The sequence below is a fragment of the Actinoplanes philippinensis genome (genome assembly GCF_900113015.1).
Lineage (GTDB): Bacteria > Actinomycetota > Actinomycetes > Mycobacteriales > Micromonosporaceae > Actinoplanes > Actinoplanes philippinensis.
The window spans coordinates 190,726-212,573 of sequence record NZ_FONV01000014.1; the positions used below are offsets into that span (position 1 = coordinate 190,726).

Genomic DNA, 21,848 nt, shown 5'->3' on the forward strand with positions numbered 1-21,848 from the left:
GGGGAGCATCCACAGTGCGCATTCGACGTCTTGCCGCGGTAGCGGCGATATCCGGTTCCCTGATCCTCGCGTCCGGCGCGCCGGTGATGGCCGCCGATCCGCTGATCGTCTCGACCGGTCTCTCCGACGGTCAGCTCATCGGCAGCCAGACGACCGTCTTCCCGCGACTCACCACCGACCTGTACCGGCTCACCCGGCTCGAGGTGCTGATCGACGGCACGGTGCGCGCCGCACGTACCAATGCTGAGGGCCCGCTGGATCGCGGCATCACCTTCCAGGTGCCCGCCGAGTACCACGGCCGGACGATCCCGGTGACCATCCGCGGCACCGACTTCCTGGGTGTGACCGACGAACTGGCGACCTCGGTGGAGGTCGACGCCGAAGCCCCGTCGCTGTCCGACTTCGGGCCTCCGGCCGGCAGCGTCGTGCCCGGTGTCGTCACCTTCACCCCCACCGGTCTCTCCAGTGACGTCGCCAAGGTGGCGGTGGTGCAGAGCCCCTATCCGAACGAGTGGCCGGCCAGCGAGGCGACCGCCGCACCCTGGACCGTCACCTGGGACAACCGGCAGATCCGCCCGGGCTCGGCGTCGGTCACCATCCGGGTCACCGACCGCGCCGGCAACCACACCGACTACGTCCGCGGCTACGAGGTCGAGAACCGCGCGCCGGACATCTACTTCGAATCGTCGGACGTGGTCGGCCCGGGTCGCAGCGACCTCGCCATGCGGGTGCTCGACGACACCGGCGTCGCCCGCGTCGAGTGGTGGATCGACGGCGTGCTGCGGTCGACGCAGGAGGCGATCACCTACGACTTCGGCACCCGCAGCCGGTACGTCCCGGTCCTGTTCAAGGCGTGGGACACGGTCGGCAACCTCGGCACCTGGGAGTCCTCGGTGACCGTCGACGCCTCCGGGCCGGCCGTCACCTGGCTGTCGCCGTCGAGCGGGGCGTACCTGCGCAGTCGCCAGATCGTCAGCCGGGTCTCCGCCGCCGACCCCCACGGCATCCTCTACGCCCACCTGCAGGGCGGCAGTCCGGTACGGATCGTGCAGGGCGACCTCGAAGCCAAGGTCAATGTGCGGGCCGACGGCCGGCGGGAACTGGTCTGGGAGGTGATGGACCGGATGGGCAACAGCACCGTCGTGCGCCGGACCGTCACCGTCGACACCCTCCGCCCGACCCTGAAGGTGACCAAGGCTCCGAAGAACAAGGCCAAGGTCAAGGGCACCGTGAAGGTCACCGCCTCGGCGAGCGACAAGTACGGGGTCGCCCGCGTCGAGCTGCTGATCAACGGCAAGGTGGTGGCCAAGGACTACAAGGCCGGCTACGCCTTCTCGATCAACACCAAGAAGTACGGCAAGAAGATCAAGTTCCAGCTGCGGGCGTACGACCGGGCCGGCAACGTTCAGTCGATCTCGACCCGCACCTGGTACCGCTGACGACGCTCGCCTGCTACTTCACGGCCATTGTCGGATGGCCGGCGAAGAAGGCGTCGATCGTGGCCCGGTCCTCCGGACGGAACGCCGCCCGGGGGACCGGCACCTGGGTCGCGCCGTGTCGCAGCATCCACGCGTGCGGCCGCGACCTCACCCAGGTCATGCCCGCCCACGTCAGGTGGACGTCGCTGATGGCCGTGCGGACCCGGAGCCCCTCGTCGTCGAGCACGTAGTACGTCGTCCGAGCAGCCTGCTTCCGTTGCTGATGCCAGGCGAGGAGCACGACCAGCTCGGGGAAGACCAGGCAGATGAGGCCGCTGAGCAGGGGGATCAGGTCGTCACTGTCGACGCCGATGACCAGAGCCAGGACCAGGGTCGCGGCGCCCACTCCCTGGAGCAGGCGCCGCCCGGGCACGCTCTCGATGGCGATCCGGCGAAACGTCCGGAAGGTGAAGTGGTGATCCCCCGCGATATTCATGCGGGGGAGTATGTCATTCAGTCGATCTTGGGCAGGGGTGGGCCGAGCACGTCGTCGGCGTCGATGATCTTGTAGGCGTACCCCTGCTCGGCCAGGAACCTCTGCCGATGCGCCGCATACTCGGTATCGATCGTGTCGCGGGAGACCACCGTGTAGAAGTGCGCCTGCCGCCCGTCACCCTTCGGCCGCAGCACCCGGCCCAGACGCTGCGCCTCCTCCTGGCGCGACCCGAACGTGCCGGACACCTGGACCGCCACCGCCGCCTCCGGCAGGTCGATCGAGAAGTTGCCGACCTTCGACAGCACCAGGGTCCGCAGTGAACCGTCACGGAACGCGTCGAACAGCCGCTCCCGCTCCTTGTTCGTCGTCGAGCCCTGCACGATCGGCGCCTCCAGGAACTCGCCCAGCTCGTGCAACTGGTCCAGGAAACCGCCGATCACCAGCACCTGCTCACCGGGGTGCCGCTCCACCAGGGCCTTCACCACGGGCAATTTGGTACGCGCGGTCGCCGCCACCCGATAGCGCTCCTCGGCCTCGGTCACCGCATACGACATGCGCTCCGCCTCGGTCAGGGTGACCCGGACCTCGACGCACTCGGCCGGCGCGATCCACCCCTGGGCCTCGATGTCCTTCCACGGGGCGTCGTAGCGTTTCGGGCCGATCAGCGAGAAGACGTCACCCTCGCGGCCGTCCTCCCGGACCAGCGTCGCGGTCAGGCCGAGCCGGCGGCGCGCCTGCAGGTCGGCGGTGAACCGGAAGATCGGCGCCGGGAGCAGGTGCACCTCGTCGTAGATGACCAGACCCCAGTCGCGGGCGCCGAACAGGTCGAGATGCGTGAACGCGCCACCGCGCCGCGACGTCAGCACCTGATAGGTCGCGATGGTGACCGGGCGGATCTCCTTGCGCTCCCCGCTGTACTCCCCGATCTCGTCCTCGGTCAGCGAGGTCCGGGCCAGCAGCTCCCGTTTCCACTGGCGGCCGGCGACCGTGTTGGTGACCAGGATCAGCGTCGTCGCCTTCGCGGTCGCCATCGCCGCCGCGCCGACCAGCGTCTTGCCCGCCCCGCACGGCAGCACGACGACCCCGGAGCCACCCGCCCAGAAACCGTCGACGGCCTCCTGCTGGTACGACCGGAGCGTCCACCCGTCCTCAGCGAGGTCGATCTCGTGCGCCTCGCCGTCGACGTAACCGGCCAGGTCCTCGGCCGGCCAGCCGAGCTTGAGCAGCGCCTGCTTCAGCCGGCCGCGCTCCGAGCCGTGCACCGCGATCGTCTCGTCGTCGAGGCGGGCGCCGAGCATGCCGGCCAGCTTCTTGGATTTCGCCACCTCGATCAGCACGATCTTGTCCAGCCCGCGCAGGACCAGCCCGTGCACCGGATCGTTCAGCAGCTGCAGCCGCCCGTAGCGGTCCATCGTCTCGGCGACGTCCACCAGCAGGGCGTGCGGCACCGGATAGCGCGAATACTTGATCAGCGCGTCGACCACGCTCTCCGCGTCGTGGCCGGCGGCCCGCGAATTCCACAACCCGAGCGGGGTCAGCCGATAGGTGTGCACGTGCTCCGGTGACCGCTCCAGCTCGGCGAACGGCGCGATCGCCATCCGGCAGGCCTGGGCGTCCGGGTGATCCACCTCCAGGAGCAGGGTCTTGTCCGACTGCACGATCAGTGGTCCGCCACTCACGCGTACACCCTCCGAAGGTCGAAAAAGACGACCCTCAAGTGTGCCACGGAATTCGCCTACAACCTTTCGCCCCTCTGGCGCGTCGGTAGTTACGGCCGGGTCGTGCGCTGTACATCGGGGGCGCACGACCCGGCAATGACCCTCACCCCTCGGCGGCCAGCGCGCCGAGCTCCTCCAGCTCGTCGAAGGCCGCCCGCACGGCCGCGGAGTCAGCGTCGTGGGCCAGGAGAGCCGCGGCGATCGATGTCGCCTCCGGCCCCTCGATCCCCCGATGGGCGAGAAGCCGGACCACCGTGTCCCGGAGGCCGTCCCCGAACGGGTGAAGAGAGACGGGCATCGGCACGGCCCCGGCCGGTATGTCGATGCCGAACAGCCTGCCGAATGCCGCGGGATCGCCGAGGGCGAGATGTCTGGCAACGATGTTCAAGGGATCAGAAGCAGAGGTGATCGCGCGGCCCTCCCGACAGAAAGCGAACGACTAGCTGAACCAAGCCTATAGGCCTCGTTCAGCTAGTCGCAAGCCGCCTGGATGGAGGACTACTCCTCGGTCACCGCCGCGGTTATCCGGTGCAGGGCGAAGGTGTGCAGGCTCTCGCCGCGTTCGTCCTCCGCGCGCAGGTAACCCGCGGACAGCGAGACCGGGCGGACCAGGCGGGACAGGGTCGCTCCGTGCGAGTCGACGTAACCGACCCACACCCGGGCCTTGTCGCGGACCGCCTGCTGGAGCACCGCCATCGCCTGGGTGTGCTGCTGGACCGCGGTCAGGCCGGGGATCGCCTGGCCGTGGGCGGCGCGGACGGTCACCGGGGCGCGCCGGGCGGCCCTGGTGGCGATGTCGCCGCGACGCAGCTGCTCGACGACGCCGGCCAGACGCGGGCCGGCCAGGACCGGTGCGGCGGGCTCGGCGATCCGCGGGCTGCGCGACGGCGCGCGCCGGGCTTTCGGCCGGGTCAGCACGGTCGTGCCGCCGGCGTCCTCGGCGACCGGGGCGTACCCGTTCTCGCGCAGCGCCCCGAGCAGCCGGGCCACCGGGCGCGGGCTGACCAGCACGGTCGGCGCGATCCGCCGCAGGTCGAGGGTGCCGAGGCGCCGGTCGGCGACCACCTCGGCGAGCAGGGCCTCGTCGTCGCTGCGCAGGTAGGAGCCGGCCGAGCCGCTGCGCAGGCCGCCGTGCCGCCGTGCCGTGTCGTCGATCAGGTAGGTCAGGGTCTGCGGCACCGGGGTGCGCGACCGGCGGCGGAACAGCGCGTGCAGGTCGGCGGCCTGATAGCCGACGTCCAGAGCGCGCCGCACGCTGGCCGGCGTGACCCGGAAGACGCTGGCCCCACCGGCCGACTCGGGCTCGGCGAGGACGTCCAGCTCGGTGGCGAGCTCCGGCTCGGGCGGGCCGGGCACGATCACCGTGAGGTCGGCCTGGACCAGGATGTGGTCGACCGGGGCGGGCAGCAACTGGTCGAGCGCGCGGACGGCGTCGGCGTGGGCATCCTCCGGATGCACCCCGAGCGGGTCACCGTCGTCCGGTCCGGCGTCGGTCAGGAGCAATCGGGCGTACGAGGTGAGCGCCCCCAGCCCGGTGATCCCGAGGAGGGCCGCCCCGGCGTATGCGTCGCGGTGTGCCGTCTCCCGCCCGCGGGCCCGTCGCGGCGCCTGCCACGCGAGCAGCGCCAGCAGGTCGTCGGCGGCGGGCGCGGCGCCCGGGTCCAGCTCGGCGAGCGCGGTGAGCGCCTCCCGCCGGGCCTGCGGCGCCCCGGCCCGCTCGGCATCCGGGGCGAGCGCGTTGATCGGCCGGTCCCGCTCGTCGCGGCGGCCGATCAGCCCGGGCTGCCGGGTCATGGTGAGCCAGGCCCGGGCCAGGGCGGCCCAGCGGTGTGCGATGCCGGCGGCACGCCACAGGTCGTACGCCCCGGTGGGTAGGAAGTTGTCCTGGTTCTGGCCGTTCTCGGCCTCGCCGAGCAGACCCGCCGCGTAGCTGATCTCGACGAGCAGCGCGGCGCCGGCCTCGTCCACGCCGGCGGCCTTGGCCAGGCGTTTGAGGTCGCGGACGCCGAGCCCGCCGGCGCGCAGCACGGGGGCCGGCTCGGCGGCGAGGGACTCCAGGACGGCCTCGGCGGCGCGGACCGCCTCCATGGTCTGGCCGGCGCCGGCCGAGTCGGCGGCCCGCTGGTCGCGGACCGGCCCGTCGGGGACCGGCGCGGACGGGCGCAGCACACCGAGCGGCCCGGTGTCCCGGCGCAGCAGCATGCCGATCTCGCGGGGCAGCTCGACGAGCTCGCCGTCGGGGCGCGGCGCGCGGCCCGCCTCCGACACCGGCACCAGCACGTGCTGGTCGACGAGCCAGCGGACCGGCTCGGCGACGGCGTCGCGGGTGAGGGCGCCGATCGGCGGGCCGGCGGCGAGCCGGTCGAGGACGGCGCGGGCGCCGGGCGGGGCGGCGAGCACGGTGCGGCGCAGTTTGGCCGGGTCGGCGCAGAGGGCGGCGGCCTGCGGGTCGAGGAAGTCGGCGGGCCGGCCGAGCCCCGCGGGGTACGGCGAGGTGACCTCGTCGACGGCGCCGACCACCTGGAGCCCGTCCTCCGGCCCGTGCAGCAGGAAACGGACACGCAGCCGGTCGATCGCGAGCCGCACGTCCTCCTCGCTGATGCCGGTGGTCAGCTCCAGAACGGCGCGGACCGAGGTGAGCGCGGTGTCGGCGGCCCGGGTGAGACGGGCCGCGTCGAGGACGGCGAGGGTGAACTCGTCGAGGCCGTCCAGGCAGCGGGCGACCGAGTTGCGGGACTGCGCGCGTACGGCGAGGGCCGAGACGTCAGCCGGCACCGGGATGACGAGATCCGGGCGCAGTTGTATGAGCGCGCCCAGAGCCTCGTCGGGCAGCGACCGGAGTTGATCGGCGAATGTGGTGGCCATCGTCTTCAACGCTAACGTTCATGGGACGATGGTGGTGGGTCCGGGCGTGGCCGGACCTCTATCTGAGGAGGACCGAAAGTGGCGAAGGCCAAGCTGCCGGGTACGCAGGTGTCGACGGGGGAGAACTCGGCCGGGCCGCGCGGCGTGGACATGAAGGGCCGTATGCACGTGTCCGAGCTGATCTCCGACCGCGCTGCCGCCCCGTCCCCCTTCGGTGACGACCAGACGTTCCCTCTTCCGGTGGAGACCCTGACCTACCGGGCCACCCACGGTCAGGGTGACTGACCTCGGAGCGGTCGGTTTCGACCTGGACATGACCCTGATCGACTCCCGCCCCGGGATCCGGGCGGCGTATCAGGAGCTCACCGCCCGGACGGGCGTCTTCGTCGACGCGGATCTCGCGGTGTCGCGGCTCGGCCCGCCGTTGCGGACCGAGTTGCGGCACTGGTTCCCGGCGGACGAGGTCGAGGAGGCCGTCACCATCTATCGGGCGCTCTATCCGGAGTTCGCGATCGCGCCGAGCCTGCCCACACCGGGCGCTGCCGAGGCTCTCGACGCGGTCCGGGCGGCCGGTCTGCGGGTCGTGGTGGTGACGTCGAAACTCGGCCGTCTGGCCGCGCTGCACCTGGATCACCTGGGGTTATACGCCGACGAGCTGGCCGGTGACCTGTTCGCCGAGGGCAAGGCGTCCGCGCTGGCCGAGCACGGCGTCGGGTGGTATGTCGGGGATCACATCGCGGACATGGTGGCGGCCCGGACGGCGGGCGTGCCCGGTGTCGGCGTGACCACCGGCCCGTGTGCCGAGGCCGAGTTGTGGGCGGCCGGCGCTTCGTACGTTTTGTCCGATCTGACCATGTTCCCGACGTTACTCAGTGAGATTGCAGTTGGGCCGGAGCCGTCGGCTGGATAGCCTTGGCGTGAGCGGTTGTGTCCATTGAGTGAAGTTGAGGTCAGCGGTGCCCACGGGTCGAGTGAAGTGGTACGACGCTACGAAGGGATTCGGCTTCGTCACCAGTGACGAGGGCGGAGACGTGTTCCTTCCCAAGGGTGCGCTGCCGGCGGGGGTCACGGAGTTGAAAACCGGCCAGCGGATCGAGTTCGGCGTCGTCGACAGCCGGAAGGGCGCGCAGGCCATGGGTGTGAAACTCCTGGATGCCCCACCGTCCCTGGCCGAGTTGCGCCGCCGCCCGGCGGACGAGCTGGCCAGCATGATCGAAGACATGATCAAAGTCCTGGAGAGTTCGGTGCAGCCGTCCCTGCAGCGGGGTCGATACCCGGACAAGAAGACCTCGCTGAAGATCGCGCAGCTGGTGCACGCGGTCGCCCGCGAGTTCGAGATCTGAGTTCGGACTAGCAACAGGTTCTACAGAAACGACGGCACAGCAGGCGTGAGACCCGCCGCCGCCGCGCGCCCGAGCAGGGCGTCGGCGGCGGCGAGCCCGTCTTTGCCCAGCTCCAGGGTGAATTCGTTGACGTAGAGCTCGATGTGCTGCCGCACCACGGCCGGCTCCATCTCCTGCGCGTTGGCGAGGATGAAGTCCTGGCTGGCCGACGGGTCGCGCCATCCGTGCCGCAAGGACTCGCGGATCCACCCGGTGGCCTCGGCCGGGTCGACCGTGCCGCGCTTGGCGAGGATCGCGCCGAGCGGGATCGGCAGGCCGGTGTCGCCCTCCCACCACTCGCCGAGGTCGACCAGCGCGGTCAGGCCGTAGCGCTGGTAGGTGAACCGGGCCTCGTGGATGACCAGGCCCGCGTCGAAACGGCCGTCGGCCACACCCGGCATGATCTGGTGGAACGGGACGACCTCGATGCGGGCCGGACGCTGGTCGGCGGCCCAGAGGCGAAACAAGAGGTACGCCGTGGTGCGGTCACCCGGCACGGCCACCGTCGCCCCGTCGAGGTCGGTGCGCCCGTTGGTCAGCACGAGCGGCCCGCAGCCCCGGCCGAGGGCGCCGCCGCAGTGCAGCAGCTCATAGTCGCCGAGCAGCCAGGGCAGCGCCGCATAACTGACCTTGACCAGGTCGAACGCGCCGTCGAGAGCGGCCGTGTTGGTGACGTCGACGTCGGCGAAGGTCAGGTCGACCGGCGGGGCGCCGGGCACGAGACCGTGCACGAGAGCGTGGAAGACGAACGTGTCGTTGGGGCACGGCGAGACAGCGAGAGAAAGCGCCACACTCTCACGCTAGTCCGTACCCCAGGGAAAATATTCATGTCTCCCTCTGGCCTTGAAGGTGTGATCCTTCCTACACTCCGCCTTGTTGGATCAAGTGATCGACCAAGGGGGTGTCTTGTGATCCGTAAGCTGGTCGCGGGCGTCTTGGTGCTCGGCCTCGTCGGTGGGCTGCCCACGCCCGCCAGCGCCGCGAGCTGGACGCCCGCCTACGACCTGGAGGGCGCGTGCGTCACCCTCCAGGCTTTCAACGGTTCGACGTCACTCGGCTACGTCTGGAAGGACTCGGTCGGGTACGGCTTCAAGAGCGCCGTCGCCAGTGCCGAACCCTTCCGGCTGGAAGCCACCCAGCTCGGGCGCTACGTCCTGCGCGACCAGGACGGGGCGCCGCCCTACCAGAGCGTCGTCAACTGGGTGTGGGCCGGATCCGAGTACGGCGCCCGCGCCGACTGGACGGTCACCACCGACGGCAGCAGCTACAAGTTCGTGAACACCGCGACCGGTCAGCAGGCCGGCTCCTACCTGGGTGGGCTCGGCACCGGCAGCGCCACCTTCAAGCTCGCCCCGGCCTCCGGGTGCGTCGCCAACCCGGACATCGCCACCGGCGTCAGCGGCACCCCGGGACCCGCGGTCGACGCCGGCGGCAAGCTCGTCGGCTGGATCGACGCGCACGCGCACATCACCGCCGGTGAGGCGTTCGGCGGGGCACTGCACTGCGGGGACGCGTACGCGCCCGGCGGTGTCACGGTCGCCCTCAAGGGCTGCGCCTCGCACGGCACCCTCGGCTGGGGCGCCCTGCTCGAAGCGATCATCGCCGGCACCGACCCGATCAACTCGGCCGAGGACGGCTGGCCCACCTTCGGCGACTGGCCGCAGTACGACACGCTGCTGCACGAGGCCTCCTACTTCCGCAGCCTGGAACGGACCTGGAAGTCCGGGCAGCGGGTGCTCAACGTGCTGCTGGTCGCCAACCGGGTGATCTGCGAGCTCACCCCCGAGCACACCTCCTGCAACGAGATGGACCAGATCCGGGCGCAAGCGCTCTATCTGCAGAAGATGCAGGACTATGTGGACGCCCGCAGCGGCGGTCCGGGCAAGGGCTGGTTCCGGCTGGCGAAGACCCCGGCAGAGGTACGCAGCATCGCCGCCCAGGGCAAACTCGCCGTCACGATCGGTGTGGAGAACTCCGAGATCTTCAACTGCCGGGAGATCAAGAACGTCCCGCAGTGCACCACCGCCGACATCGACGCCGGGCTCAACGAGCTGCAGAGCCTGGGCGTGAGCGGCCTCTACCCGGTGCACAAGTTCGACAACGCGTTCGGCGGCACCCGCTTCGACGAGGGCGTCACCGGCGCAGCGATCAACGTCGGCAACCTGCTCTCCACCGGCCACTGGTGGCAGGCGACCAGCTGCACCGGCCCGTCCGACAACGAGCAGCCGATCGTCAGCGACGACCTCGCCAAACTGCTGGAACTCGGCGTCGGCCTGCCCGCCGGCACGGTTCTCCCGGTCTACCCGAGCGGCAAGATCTGCAACACCCGTGGACTGACCGATCTCGGCACGTACCTCGTCAAAGCGATGATGAACCGCGGCATGATCATCCACATCGACCACATGGGGGTGAAGACCGCGTCAGCGGTCCTCGACCTGGCCGAGCAGGCGAAATACCCGGGCGTCGCCTCCGTGCACACCTGGGCCGACCCCGCCCTGATCAACCGGACGCTCGGTGTCGGCGGCTTCGTCGCCAGCTACGCCTTCGCGGCCCACGACGACGGCCAGGGCACGCCCACCTTCCTCGACGAGTGGCGCACCCACCGGGCGCTCGCCAACGGCTCCAAGATCACCGGGTACGGCGTCGGCACCGACGTGAACGGCCTGGGCCCGCAGGCGGCGCCCCGCCTGGACGCCGCGTCCAGCCCGCTCAACTACCCGTTCACCGCGACCAACGGCACCACGGTCGCCAAGCAGGTCTACGGCAGCCGCACCTTCAACCTCAACACCGACGGCGTCGCCCAGTACGGGCTCTACGCCGACTGGGTCACCGACCTGATCAACTCGGCCGGATCCGACGGCCCACTGCTCCGGCAGCAGCTGCTCAGCGGCGCCGAGGCGTACACGGTGATGTGGGAAAGGTCCCGTGCGTGACGCTTGTCGAAACGCCGGTCCGCCGGTCATGGATGGTCGCTTACGCGCTCGCCATGATCGGCGTGGCCGCCGGCTGGTTCGGGCCGATCCAGATCCTGCTCCCGGAGCAGGCGGCCCACCTCGCCGGCGACAGTGGTAAGGAGGCGCTGCTCGCCCTGGTCACCGCCTGGGGCGCAGGCGCCTCCATGGCCGCCAATCCACTGTGGGGCATGGTCTCCGACCGGCTCGGCAAGCGCCGGCCGATCTTCGTGGCCGGCACCCTGATCGGCGTCGCGGGACTCCTCGTCCTCTCCGCGGCCGACACCACGACGCTCATGGTCACCGGCTGGATCCTGGTGCAGGTCGGGCTGAACGGGCCGATGGCGGCGCTGGCCGCGATGATCGGCGACCAGGTGCCCGAACGGCAGCGGGGCACGGTCGGTGCCCTGTTCGGAGTCGCCCAGATCATCGGCGTCATCCTGGGCACGGCGGTGGCGGTGGCGGCCGGCTCGACCACCCCCGGCTACGTCGCGGTGGCGATCGCGGTGCCGGCCCTCGGCGCCTCGCTGCTGATCATCAGCCGGGAACAGCCGGTGGTCGTCGCCGGTCGCGCGAAGATCCACTGGCCGGGCGGGCAGTTCGCCTGGGCCTGGCTGATCCGCTTCCTGCTCAACCTGGTCAACGCGCTTGTCCTGGTCTACCTGCTCTACTACCTGTCGGACGAGGTCGGCGTCGGCGACGCGGCCACCTGGGTGCTCATCGTGACCGTGGTGAACGTGCTGTTCGCCGGCATCTTCGGCTTCGCCGGGGGAGTGCTCTCCGACCGCTGGGAGAGGCGCCGGGTCTTCGTGGCCGCCGGCGCCGTCATCCTCGCCGCCGGCACGGCGCTGATGGCCCTCGTCCCGGTCGTGCCCGTGGTGATCGCCGCGTCCGTACTGGTCGGGGTCGGCTGGGGTGCGTACATCGCGGTCGACATGGCCGTGCTCACCCACGTCCTGCCGGACCCGGAGACCCGGGCCACCATGCTCGGCGTCGCCAACGTGGCCGGAACCCTGCCACAGATGCTCGCCCCGGTGCTCGCCGCGCCGATCGTCACCGCGCTCGGCGGTTACCGCACGCTCTACCTGGTCACGGCCGGCTTCGCGCTGCTGGCGCTGGCCCTGCTGCCCCGCCTCCGGGCGATCCACTGAAAGGAACCACCTTGTACCCCCAGTTCCCACCCGGCTTCCGGTTCGGCATGTCGACGTCGTCCTACCAGATCGAGGGCGCGGCCGACGCGGGCGGCAAGGGCCCGAGCATCTGGGACACCTTCACCGCACAGGCCGGAACCGTCCGCAACGGCCAGGACGGCCGGGTGGCGATCGACCACTACCACCGGTACGCCGAGGACATCGCGCTGATCGCCGCGGCCGGCGTGCAGGACTACCGGTTCTCCTTCTCCTGGCCACGGGTGCTCGGCGGCGACATCGGCTTCTACGACCGGCTCGTGGACACGCTGCTCGACGCCGGCGTCCGGCCGGTGCCCACGCTCTACCACTGGGACCTGCCCCAGGAGTTCGAGGACGCCGGCGGCTGGATGAACCGGGACACCGCGCACCGGCTCGCCGACTACGCCAGCACGCTGGTGCTGCGACTCGGTGACCGGGTCCGGGACTGGATCACCATGAACGAGATGAACGTGCACACCCTTTACGGGTACGCGCTCGGCGATCACGCCCCGGCCCGCGGGCTCGGACTCGGAGCGCTCCCCGCCGGGCACCACCAGTTGCTCGCCCACGGACTGGCGGTGCAGGTGTTGCGTACCCACGGCGCGAAAACCGTGGGGATCGCCAACCAGCACTTCCCGGTGACGCCGGCCACCGACTCCCCGGAGGACGTCGCGGCCGCGACGCTCTTCTCCGACCTGACCAACTGGACCTTCTCCGACCCGATCCTGCGCGGCGACTACCCGAGCGAGCTGATCCGCGCCGGGGTCGGCGTGCCGGACGCGCAACTCGACCGGGACCTCGAACTGATCAAGGCACGTCTCGACTTCTACGGGGTCAACTACTACGAGCCGACGATGATCGAGGCGCCGCGGGCCGGGAAGGACTACAGCGGTGTGCTCGAAGTGGACATTCCGGAGGGAATGCCGTTCTCGCCGGTGCCGGTGAAGAGCGACGAACGCACTGATTTCGGGTGGGCCATCGTGCCGTCGGGGCTCACTGAGATCCTGGTCACGCTCAAGGAGCGGTACCCGGCGCTGCCACCGGTGATCATCACGGAGAACGGGGCGTCGTTCCACGACGCCGCGCCCGGGCCTGACGGCCGGGTCCACGACGAGCGGCGCATCGCTTATCTCGACGCTCACCTCTCCGCGGTGGCCGGGGCTGTCTCCGCGGGGGTACGGGTGGACGGCTACTACGTCTGGTCAGCCCTCGACAACTTCGAATGGGCGGCGGGGTACGAGGAGCGCTTCGGCCTCATCTACGTGGACTTCTCGGATCTGTCGCGTACCCCGAAGGACTCCTACTACTGGTACCGAGACCTGATCGCGTCCCAGCCGCGCGCCGCTTAGAGCCGCTTCCCGCCGCTGCTGCGGCACCGCTTGCAGTCCTCGGCGGTGCCGCTCGTGGTGCTTTCGTTCCGCCGCTCGGAGCGATTCAGGCGCGCAGCTGATCCACGAACTGGTTGGCGAGGCGGGACAGCCGGTCGGCGCGGCCCTCCTCGGCCCAGCCGTCCACCAGGCTGAGCAGGGTGCTGCCCTCGACCAGGATGATGAAGTCGTCGATCACCGCCTCGTCATCGACACCGGCCCGAAGCTCGCCCAGCTCCCGAGCCTCCCGCAAACAGTTGATCAGGTGCACCCGGATCGCCCGGTGCGAATCCCGCCGCGACTCGGCCAGCCGTGGGTGCGACAGCGCCGCCCCGGCGAACGCCACGTTCACATGCGCGTCCGCGGCCCGCTCCTCGTCCAGCGGCAGCACCGCCTCGAGCGCCGCCCGCAACCCGTCCAGCCCGAACAGATCGCCACCGATCTCGAACGCCCGCTCCACGATCCGGTCATAGATCGCCTTCTGCGCCGCGACCAGTATGTCGTCCTTACCGCCCAGAAAATGCGCCAGCACACTGAGCGAACACCCCGCCTCATCGGCGATCGCCCGAGTCGTGGTGCCCTCGACACCCCGAGCCCGAACCACCCGCCAGGCAGCGGCCAGCAACTCCGCCCGGCGCAGGTCGTGATCCACCAGCTTCGGCACGGGCACAGCTTAGCCACAGCGCTCCCGCCCTCCCGACCGCAAGCGCCGTACCAGCCCCGCAGGGTGGGGCTAGCTGATGGCGGGCTCTCGGGCCGTCAAGTGGCCGACCCGGCGGGCCAGCGGCAGCGTCGCCACCACGGCGACCACCGGGATCAGGAACGCCCACCGCAAGCCGACCGGCTCGGACAGTGCTCCCAGCAGCACCGCGCCGAGAAGGGCTCCGCCGTAGTTGAACAGGTTGACCTTCGCGATGACCTCGTCGCTGCTCTCCATGGCTGCTTCGCCGGCCGCGCTGAACGCCAACGGCACGAGCACCCCGACCCCGATGCCGGCGACCGCGAACCCGGCCACCGCCGCACCGATCGCCGGGAGCGCCACGATGAGACCGCACCCGATGCCGCACACCGCGAGGGCGCCCAACGCGATCGGCACACGCCCGGCCCGGGGCACCACATGGTCGGCAACCAGGCGGCTGACCAGCACCGCGGCCTGGTAGGCGGCATAGCCCAGCGGCGCCACCGAGGCGGCCGCCGTCAGCGAGTCCTGCAGATACACCGAGCTCCACGTGCTGACCGCCGAGTCGACCAGGAACGCGGTGAAGATCAACATGCCGCAGACGAGCACGATCGGGCGTAGGCTCCGGCCGCTCCCGGCGTGGGCCACGCTCGACCGCAGTGTCCGGCCCGGCTCGAACAACCGCCAGCCGACCACGCCGATCAGCACCGCGTACACCGCGGCCACCCCGACCGCCACCGCCGCGCCCGCACCCGATTCCAGCGAGCCGGACATGATCAGTGCGGCGGCGATGGCGGCGGCCGTGTACGCGGCGAACAGCCGGCTCATCACACTGCGTCCCAGCCGGGCCTGCACCAGCACACCCTGCATGCTGAGGGACGCGTCGACCGCGCCGAGGCCCACCCCGTACGCAAGAAGGATCCCGGCGAAGATCGCATTGGGTGACCACACGGTGGTGCCGGCGAGTCCCGCGCCGGCCAGGAAGAGACCGGACGCGAGCGCGTAACGGCTGCCCCAGCGGGCGGCGATCCGGTCGGCGAGGATCGAGCCACCGGCCGCCGCGATCACCACCAGGAGCAGCAGCACGGACACGAACGTGTCATCGATGTGCTGCCGATCCTTGAACGACGGCAACGCGGTCATCATCGCGGCATAGCCCAGCCCCTGCGCGGCGTACCCGGCGCCGATCAGCCGGGCACGCGCGCCGGCCGACATGCCGCCCGCGCTCTCATCGTCCATCGATGCCTCGTTTCGCCGTCAGCACCACGTGGTCCCGATCACAGGTCCGTCAGCGCAGCATGCCGCTCACGATCGCCGACAGCAACATTTTCCGTGTAAACGATTCATCCGAAGGCCGAAGCGCCCAGGCCGTCCTCACCCGGCCTCCGCCGTCATGCCGCACGTCGCCTCGCCCGGCCCGCACACCGGCCATCGACCGCGCGAGATCCGCCCTCGTCAAAGCCACCTGATGTTCGGCCGGCCGAACATCGGAGAGGTGATGGCGCCCCCGATTTTCGGCCGGCCGAACACGGCGGTCGGGGTCAGGGGAGGGTGGGCAGGGCAGGGGCGGCGGCGCGGAGTGCGGCGAACGCGTCGCCCAGACGCCAGGCGGCGCGGTCGCGGGGGCCGATCGGGTTGGAGACGGCGCGGAGTTCGGCGAACGGCACGCCTGCCCCGGCCGCGGCGGACGCGACACCGTAGCCCTCCATGGCCTCGGCGGCGGCCAGCGGGAAGCGGGCGGCGAGCCGGTCGGCGGTGGCGGCGGTCCCGGTGACGGTGGCGAGGGTGAGGACGTCACCGGTGATCGCGGTCGGCAGGGCGGTCTGCAGGGCCTTGACGAGCTGCGGGTCGGCGTCCAGGACGCTGGTGCCGAACCCGAGTTCCTCGATCGGCAGGAACCCGTCGGGGGATTCGGCGCCCAGGTCGGCGGCGATGCTGCGGGTGGCGATCACCAGGCCGCCGACGGCTGCGCGGCCCGGGAAACCGCCGGCGATCCCGGCGCTGACCACGGCACGGAAGGCGCGGCCGGCGAGCAGCCTCGCGGTCGCTGCGGCGGCTGCGGCGGGCCCGACCCCCACGGCTTCGACCACGACGTCTCCCGGGTCGAGGCCGGCCCGGACGGCTTCGGCCTCGGCGGTCACCGCGGTCACCACCAAGAGGGGGTACGAGTTCACGAGTCCTCATTCTCCGCAGGATCACCGTCACGCGCCGGGGACCCGGCGGACGACGGCCGATACACGTGGTATCCGGGTGGCGCCACCGGCGGCCCAGCGGTCTCCCCGCTTCCCTCCCAGCGATCACCGCTCCGGCTGCCGCCGCCCGGCTCACCACGAGTCCGTCCACGCCCACCGACGCCGCCCGCTCCCGTGGCGCCGCGTCCGCGGCCACCGATGCGGCCGGACCGTTCGCCGCCCGGGTCGCTGCTGCCGGCGCCGCCGGTTTCCGTGCCCGGAGCCCAGCCGACGCCGCCCGATCGTCCGTCGGCCGGTTCGCCGTTGCCTCGGCCCCGGCGGGTGGCGCTGCCCGGTCGTCCGTCCGGCGGGTCGCCGTTGGCTCGGCCGGTGGGGGTGCCGCGGCCCGCCGTCGCCGTCCGGCCCGCGGGGGTCGCACGCTTTCGCTGCCACCAGCGGCGGCCGTCGGGTTCGGGGTCGAGGCGCTGGGTGTCGCCGTCGCGGAACGGGGAGCCGGCGGGCCGCGAGGCGGGAGCCGTGCGGCGGCCACCGGTGTCCTGCGCGGAGCCGCCGTGGCTCGCCGGGGTGCCGGCCGCCCACGGGTCCTCGGGCCAGGTGTCCTCGGCCTCGAGCCAGGCTTCCCGATCGTCGTCCGGCACCGAGCTGCCCACGTCACGGCCGGTGGCCCCGGAGGCACGGCGGTCGCGGTCGCCGCGGGAGCCGGGAAGGTCGCCGCGGGCGTCGTGGAGGTCGCCGCGGGAGCCTCGGAGGTCGGTGGTGTCGTCGAGGTTCGTGGTGGGGGCGCCGCTGAGGTTGATGGTGTCGTCCGGGTTCGCGGGGCGGTGGCCGCGCGAGGCGGGCGTTGTGGCCGTACCACCAAGGGGGTCTTCGCCGGGGATCGGAGCGTCGGGCCGGCCCGCCAACCGTTCGTTGTGCAGGCGCGCCGCCGACCAGGCGGCCCTGGCCGCCGCGAGCACCGCGAGCAGGGCGGCGAAGCCCAGGCCGAGCCGGCCGTCGAAGGGGATGAGGCCGAGGCCGCCGCCGGCCACCCAGGCGAGCATGAGGGCCGTCTCGGAGTGGGCGAAGGCGGTGGCGCGCTGCCGTTCGATTACGCGTTCCTGGATGCTGGCGTCGACGGCGAGTTTGGCCAGGCCGCTGAAGGTGGCGGTGAGCAGGGCCAGCAGCGTGACCATGGCGAGGTTGTAGAAGATCGTGGTGAGCACGGCGACGCCGGCTGTCACGATCAGGCCGCTGGACTGCAGGGCCAGGGGCCGCCGAATGCGCAGGCCGGTGCCGGCGGCGGTGGACAGGAAGGTGCCCAGGGCCAGCGCGCCGCCGACCAGGCCGACCGCCACGTTGCGGCCCAGCTCGTAGCCGAAGACCTCAGTGGTCAGCTGGTCGCCCATGATCGCGAAGGTCAGGAAGAGCAGCATGAAACCGTAGAGCAGGCGCAGGCTGCTGCTGCCGATCAGGGTGGCGACGACCAGGCGGTTGGAGAGCGGGCGGTCCGCGGCGTCGCGGCTGATGCCGAGCATCGTGCGCCAGGCGCGGGGGAGCGCCTCGGGCGGGTCGGAGTCGGCGCGTGGCGGCAGGCGCAGGGACACCACCATGCCGACCAGGAAGATGATGGTGGCGACCCGCAGCGGCCACTGTGGGCCGAACTTGAACGCGAGCAGTCCGATCGGCGCCACCAGCCCACCGGCGAAGGTGCCGTAGACGCTGGCGCGTGCGCCCACCTGGGACAGTCCGACACCCTCGGGCAGCAGCCGGGGCACGGCGGCGGAGCGGGCCACCCCATACGCCCGGGAGAGCGCCAGCACCCCGAAGGCCGCCGGATAGAGGCCCCAGCCGAGCAGGTTGTCGGACATCACGTAGGCCAGGAAGGCGCGGCCCAGGAACGTGGTGGCCAACGCATACCGCCGGCCGTGCCGGAAGTGGTCGAGCAGCGGGCCGACCACCGGGGCCAGCAGCGCGAACGGCACCATCGTGATGAGCAGGTAGAGCGCCACCTTGCTGCGGGCCTCGCCGAGCGGGACGCTGAAGATCGTCCCGGCGAGGCCGATCGCGATCAGCGCGTCACCGGCACAGGAGACGGCGTGCAGGTCGAAGAGGCGGATCATGCCGATCTCGTTGGCCGCGCCCTTGGCCCGGGCCAGCCCGACCCGGCGGGTGGCCCAGGCGCCGCCACGCACCGAGCCACGCACCACCAACCGGCCCGCTTTGATGCCGGTGCCGACGATGCGCCCGAGTGCGGAGAACTGCGGCATGGGAACCATCCTGACTGATCGGGGCGACCCGTGCCGCCTCTGACGCCCGGCTATCTGGGGAGTCGTTGCGGGTCGCCCGGTTCGGTAGGCAACAATGGGCGGGTGACCTCCAGGACCACCTCCCGCGCCGCCCGACTCGACCAGGTCTGTGCCGATGCTGTCGGGGTGGCCCGTGGTGCCATCACCGAAGTGGACCCCAGTGACATCGGTGAGCATCTCGAAGTGATCGCCGAGGGCGACCGTGTCGTGACTCACTTCTTCGAGAGCCATCTCGACGGTTACCGCGGCTGGCGGTGGGCCGTCACGGTGACCCGGGTGCCGCGCAGCCGCCACGTGACCGTCTGCGAGACCGTGCTGCTGCCGGGGCCGGACGCTCTGCTCGCCCCCGGCTGGGTGCCGTGGAACGAGCGGGTGCAGCCCGGCGACCTCGGTGTCGGCGACCTGATGCCGACGGCGCCCGACGACGACCGGCTCACCCCCGGCTACGTCCTCAGTGACGACGCCGCGGTCGAGGACGTGTCCTGGGAGCTGGGCCTCGGCCGGTCCCGGGTGATGTCGCAGGAGGGCCGGATGGAGACGGCCCAGCGGTGGTATGACGGTGATTCCGGCCCGGAGGCCCCGATCTCCTCCGCCGCCCCGCGCAACGCCCGCTGCGGCACCTGTGGTTTCTACCTGCCGCTCGCCGGGTCGCTGCGGACCATGTTCGGTGTCTGCGGCAACCTCTACGCGCCCGACGACGGCCGGGCGGTCAGCGCCGACCACGGCTGTGGCGCGCACTCGGAGGCGCTGCTGAGCGCGGCCGAGCAGCCGGTCGACGAGTTGCCCACGGTCTACGACGACAGTGAGGTCGAGACGGTGGCGGTCAGCCGCGGCCACGGCTCGGTCGAGTCGGGCGACCCGGCCGAGGATTACGGCCACAGCTAGGGTTTGTCCTCCACCACCTGGAAATCCGGGTGGGTCAGCGCTCGGCGGCGCCGGCGGCCCCGGTCGTGCACCACCATGGTCAGCGTGCCCGGGATGCCCCACACCAGGCCCGCGACGCTGATCTCGACCCAGGACTGCGGCGCGTGGCCGAGCCAGGTGATCAGGGACGCGAGGGCGAAAGCGGCGACACCGGCGAGCGCGAACGGGACCATGGGTGGGTCCAGCGGGGCGGGCCTCGGTTTCGTCCCGGTCACCACGGCGAGGCCCGGCAGGGGTTCGCCGGTGCGCGTGGCGGGAGACAGGTCACTCACTCCGACAGGGTACGACCACTACGCATCGCATCGGCGCAGCGCGTGAGAGTTGTAACATCACTTCGCTTTTGCAGGAGTAGTTGCATCTGAAAGCATGCGCGCGTTCACCACTGCGCCATCCTTTCGGAAGGTCCCATGTCTGCTGATACCGAAGCGGCTGCCCCCACCGGCTTCGACCGGTACTTCGAGATAACCAAGCGCGGCTCGACGTTGAGCCGGGAGGTCCGTGGCGGTGTCGTCACGTTCTTCACGATGGCCTACATCGTGGTCCTGAACCCCCTGATCCTGGCCGGCGGCATCGACGCCGACGGCCAGAAGCTCCCGATCACCGCTCTCGCCGCCGGGACCGCGCTGGTCGCCGGTGTGATCACGATCCTGATGGGTGTGGTGGGCCGTTTCCCGCTGGCCCTGGCCGCCGGACTCGGTGTGAACGCGCTGGTGGCGTACGAGATCGCGCCGGAGATGACCTGGGCCGACGCGATGGGCCTGGTCGTCATCGAGGGTGTGCTCATCCTGATCCTGGTGCTGACCGGTCTGCGTACGGCCGTCTTCAAGGCCGTCCCCACGCAGCTGAAGACCGCGATCGGCGTGGGCATCGGCCTGTTCCTGATGATCATCGGTCTGGTCGACGCCGGGTTCGTGCACCGCATCCCGGACGCCGCGAACACCACGGTCCCGGTCGAGCTGGGCCTGGGCGGCAAGCTGGTGACCTGGCCCACCCTCGTCTTCGTGATCGGCCTGCTGTTCACGCTGGTGCTCTTCGTGCGCAAGATCAAGGGCGCCATCCTGATCGGCATCCTGGGCACCACGGTGCTGGCGATCATCGTGGAGGCGGTGGCGAAGCTGGGCCCGGCCGTGGTCAAGCCGGGTGGCTGGTCGCTGAACGTGCCGGCGCTGCCGGACCAGATCATCGACACCCCCGACCTGTCGCTGATCGGCAAGTTCAACGTGCTCGACTCGTGGAGCACGGCCGGTCCGCTGGTCGTGCTGATGTTCGTCTTCACCCTGCTGGTGACGGACTTCTTCGACACCATGGGCACGATGGTCGCGGTCGGGCAGGAGGGTGAGCTCCTCGATGAGGAGGGCATGCCCCCGCGGACCCGGGAGATCCTGCTCGTCGACTCGGTCGCCGCGGCGGCCGGTGGTGCGGCCAGCGTCTCCAGCAACACGTCGTACGTGGAGAGCGCCTCCGGCGTCGGCGAGGGCGCGCGTACCGGTGTCGCGAGCCTCGTCACCGGCGCGTTGTTCCTGGTCGCGATGTTCTTCGCCCCGCTGGTGAAGGTGGTTCCGTTCGAGGCGGCGTCGACCGCGCTGGTGGTCGTCGGGTTCCTGATGATCACCACGGTTCGTCAGATCGACTGGTCGGACTACACGATCGCGGTGCCGGCGTTCCTCACCGTCACGCTGATGCCGTTCACGTACTCGATCTCCAACGGTATCGGCGCCGGGATCATCTCGTACGTGGTGCTGAAGCTGGCCACCGGGCGGGCACGCGACATCCACCCGCTGATGTACGGCATCGCGGCCCTGTTCGTGCTGTACTTCGCGCGGGGTCCGCTGGAATCCTGGATCCTCTGAGGTTTCGCAGAGCCGTCACCGGGCGCGTCATCGGCCCGGTGACGGCTGTCATATGGGTCAACAGATGTCGTTAGCCATGCTCATTAGCTAGGCTAAAGACCGTGACGGAGCGGGTGATGACGACGGAGCGCACGACAGCGGACACGCTGGCCAAAACGCTGCGGGACGCGATCATCCGGTTCAGCCGGCGAGTCCGGCAGGCCCGCCCGGTCGGTGACCTGACGTTCAGTCAGCTCTCCGCGCTGACCAGCCTCCAACTGGCCGGTGCGCTGACTCCTCGTGAGCTCGCCGACGTCGAGCGGGTCCAGCCCCCGACGATGACCAAGATCGTGGGCAAGCTGGAGGAGCGCGGGCTTGTAGCGCGTACGCCGCATCCGACCGACGGGCGGCAGGTGATCCTGGCCGCCACCGACGAGGGCCGGGCGGTCTACGCGTTGCACGAGCGGGCCCGCAACGAGTGGCTGGCCGCCGAGCTGGAGCGGCTCACTCCGGAGGAACGGGAAACCCTGGCGCAGGCCGCTGAGATCATGCAGCGAGTCGCCCGCGGCTGAG

At 71.0% G+C, this 21,848-nt stretch carries 19 protein-coding genes and 1 pseudogene; 10 read left to right on the forward strand and 10 right to left on the reverse strand.

What is annotated here, in order from left to right; genetic code table 11:
• Nucleotides 1-14 precede the first annotated feature (14 nt).
• Nucleotides 15-1,439: an Ig-like domain-containing protein gene (locus BM290_RS34595; protein ID WP_143134030.1), complete on the forward strand. Its 1,425-nt coding sequence runs from the start codon at nt 15-17 to the stop codon at nt 1,437-1,439.
• A gap of 13 nt (nt 1,440-1,452) precedes the next feature.
• On the opposite strand, the gene BM290_RS34600 is transcribed toward BM290_RS34595, so the two are convergent.
• From BM290_RS34600 to BM290_RS34615, 4 genes are all read right to left on the reverse strand, one after another.
• Nucleotides 1,453-1,914, reverse strand: coding sequence for a YcxB family protein (locus BM290_RS34600; protein ID WP_093620139.1), 462 nt, complete (start codon nt 1,912-1,914; stop codon nt 1,453-1,455).
• 17 nt (nt 1,915-1,931) lie between these two features.
• Entirely contained in the window at nt 1,932-3,593 is a 1,662-nt protein-coding gene (locus BM290_RS34605; RefSeq protein ID WP_093620140.1) for a DNA repair helicase XPB, read from the reverse strand.
• Between the two features lie 142 nt (nt 3,594-3,735).
• Complete coding sequence (locus BM290_RS34610; protein ID WP_143134031.1) at nt 3,736-3,930, reverse strand: hypothetical protein; 195 nt, start codon at nt 3,928-3,930, stop codon at nt 3,736-3,738.
• Between the two features lie 200 nt (nt 3,931-4,130).
• Nucleotides 4,131-6,497: a helicase-associated domain-containing protein gene (locus tag BM290_RS34615; RefSeq protein ID WP_093620142.1), complete on the reverse strand. Its 2,367-nt coding sequence runs from the start codon at nt 6,495-6,497 to the stop codon at nt 4,131-4,133.
• A gap of 78 nt (nt 6,498-6,575) precedes the next feature.
• Between BM290_RS34615 and BM290_RS34620 the strand changes: the two genes are divergently transcribed.
• From BM290_RS34620 to BM290_RS34630, 3 genes are read left to right on the forward strand one after another with little or no spacing between them, the layout of a single operon-like run.
• On the forward strand, nt 6,576-6,782 hold the full coding sequence (locus tag BM290_RS34620; protein WP_093620143.1) for a hypothetical protein: 207 nt from the start codon (nt 6,576-6,578) through the stop codon (nt 6,780-6,782).
• Nucleotides 6,775-7,407, forward strand: a complete 633-nt coding sequence (locus BM290_RS34625) for an HAD family hydrolase (RefSeq protein WP_093620144.1) — start codon at nt 6,775-6,777, stop codon at nt 7,405-7,407. Before BM290_RS34620 ends, BM290_RS34625 begins: the two co-directional genes overlap by 8 nt.
• A gap of 46 nt (nt 7,408-7,453) precedes the next feature.
• Nucleotides 7,454-7,840 carry a cold-shock protein gene (locus BM290_RS34630; protein ID WP_093620145.1) on the forward strand — a complete coding sequence of 129 codons (387 nt, stop codon included), beginning with the start codon at nt 7,454-7,456 and terminating at the stop codon, nt 7,838-7,840.
• 20 nt (nt 7,841-7,860) lie between these two features.
• Here BM290_RS34630 and BM290_RS34635 read toward each other — a convergent pair whose 3' ends face one another.
• Nucleotides 7,861-8,670 (reverse strand): 1,4-dihydroxy-6-naphtoate synthase, encoded by an 810-nt coding sequence (locus tag BM290_RS34635; protein ID WP_093620146.1) that lies wholly within the window; start codon nt 8,668-8,670, stop codon nt 7,861-7,863.
• Nucleotides 8,671-8,787: 117 nt separating this feature from the next.
• Between BM290_RS34635 and BM290_RS34640 the strand changes: the two genes are divergently transcribed.
• From BM290_RS34640 to BM290_RS34650, 3 genes are read left to right on the forward strand one after another with little or no spacing between them, the layout of a single operon-like run.
• Nucleotides 8,788-10,812 carry an amidohydrolase family protein gene (locus BM290_RS34640; RefSeq protein ID WP_093620147.1) on the forward strand — a complete coding sequence of 675 codons (2,025 nt, stop codon included), beginning with the start codon at nt 8,788-8,790 and terminating at the stop codon, nt 10,810-10,812.
• A complete protein-coding gene (locus tag BM290_RS34645; RefSeq protein ID WP_093620148.1) occupies nt 10,809-11,981 on the forward strand; it encodes an MFS transporter in 1,173 nt (390 codons plus the stop codon). The genes BM290_RS34640 and BM290_RS34645 overlap by 4 nt, the downstream gene beginning before the upstream one ends.
• An 11-nt stretch (nt 11,982-11,992) precedes the next feature.
• Nucleotides 11,993-13,348, forward strand: a complete 1,356-nt coding sequence (locus tag BM290_RS34650) for a GH1 family beta-glucosidase (RefSeq protein ID WP_093620149.1) — start codon at nt 11,993-11,995, stop codon at nt 13,346-13,348.
• An 85-nt stretch (nt 13,349-13,433) separates the two neighbouring features.
• Here the strand turns inward: BM290_RS34650 and BM290_RS34655 are convergent, their stop codons facing one another.
• The 4 genes and pseudogenes from BM290_RS34655 to BM290_RS34670 form a co-directional block, all read right to left on the reverse strand.
• Nucleotides 13,434-14,030 (reverse strand): TetR/AcrR family transcriptional regulator, encoded by a 597-nt coding sequence (locus tag BM290_RS34655; protein WP_093620246.1) that lies wholly within the window; start codon nt 14,028-14,030, stop codon nt 13,434-13,436.
• 69 nt (nt 14,031-14,099) lie between these two features.
• A complete protein-coding gene (locus BM290_RS34660) occupies nt 14,100-15,284 on the reverse strand; it encodes an MFS transporter (RefSeq protein ID WP_093620150.1) in 1,185 nt (394 codons plus the stop codon).
• A gap of 302 nt (nt 15,285-15,586) precedes the next feature.
• Nucleotides 15,587-16,219: a futalosine hydrolase gene (locus tag BM290_RS34665; RefSeq protein ID WP_093620151.1), complete on the reverse strand. Its 633-nt coding sequence runs from the start codon at nt 16,217-16,219 to the stop codon at nt 15,587-15,589.
• 821 nt (nt 16,220-17,040) lie between these two features.
• Nucleotides 17,041-18,483, reverse strand: a pseudogene (locus BM290_RS34670) (MFS transporter); the annotation flags it as partial.
• 102 nt (nt 18,484-18,585) lie between these two features.
• Here BM290_RS34670 and BM290_RS34675 point away from each other — a divergent pair.
• The gene (locus BM290_RS34675; RefSeq protein ID WP_177320016.1) at nt 18,586-19,407 is read left to right on the forward strand and encodes a DUF3027 domain-containing protein; all 822 of its coding nucleotides are present in this window, start codon (nt 18,586-18,588) and stop codon (nt 19,405-19,407) included.
• On the opposite strand, the gene BM290_RS34680 is transcribed toward BM290_RS34675, so the two are convergent.
• Complete coding sequence (locus BM290_RS34680) at nt 19,404-19,619, reverse strand: DUF2530 domain-containing protein (RefSeq protein WP_093620248.1); 216 nt, start codon at nt 19,617-19,619, stop codon at nt 19,404-19,406. The two genes, BM290_RS34675 and BM290_RS34680, sit on opposite strands and share 4 nt — an antisense overlap.
• 234 nt (nt 19,620-19,853) lie before the next feature.
• Between BM290_RS34680 and BM290_RS34685 the strand changes: the two genes are divergently transcribed.
• Both BM290_RS34685 and BM290_RS34690 read left to right on the forward strand, forming a co-directional pair.
• Entirely contained in the window at nt 19,854-21,296 is a 1,443-nt protein-coding gene (locus BM290_RS34685) for an NCS2 family permease (RefSeq protein ID WP_093620152.1), read from the forward strand.
• A gap of 101 nt (nt 21,297-21,397) precedes the next feature.
• Nucleotides 21,398-21,847 (forward strand): MarR family winged helix-turn-helix transcriptional regulator, encoded by a 450-nt coding sequence (locus BM290_RS34690; RefSeq protein ID WP_373871126.1) that lies wholly within the window; start codon nt 21,398-21,400, stop codon nt 21,845-21,847.
• Nucleotide 21,848 lies beyond the last annotated feature (1 nt).